Source organism: Mesorhizobium sp. M5C.F.Ca.ET.164.01.1.1, assembly GCF_004792125.1.
GTDB lineage: Bacteria > Pseudomonadota > Alphaproteobacteria > Rhizobiales > Rhizobiaceae > Mesorhizobium > Mesorhizobium wenxiniae.
Genome location: NZ_SRTG01000449.1, coordinates 1 through 306, shown reverse-complemented (window position 1 = coordinate 306; position 306 = coordinate 1). Strand labels below are relative to the sequence as shown.

At 69.9% G+C, this 306-nt stretch carries 1 pseudogene; it reads left to right on the top strand.

Annotated elements, in window-relative coordinates:
• Positions 1 to 306, top strand: a pseudogene (locus EN807_RS34230) (hypothetical protein); the annotation flags it as partial.

Genomic DNA, 306 nt, shown 5'->3' with positions numbered 1-306 from the left:
GACGCTGTGGACCATCGACGGCGTGGGCGTCGTCGTCGCCACGGCGCTGCTCACCATGAAATACCAGCGGCTCGGCAGTGACCTCGTCGCGGCCGGCTTCCTCACTTTCCTCGCCGGCGAAAGCCTGCTTCTGGCCGGCAACGCGGCGGGCCTGCAGGCCAGCGTGCCTTCCTATGCCGGCGGCATTGCGCTGTGGGCGGCGGGGCTCGCCCTGGTCAGCGCGCAAGCCACCTTCGCGTTGTGGACGCGGCTCGCCGGGCTCGTTGCCGCCTTGCTGTTCACCGTCTCGGCGCTGATGATCCTGTG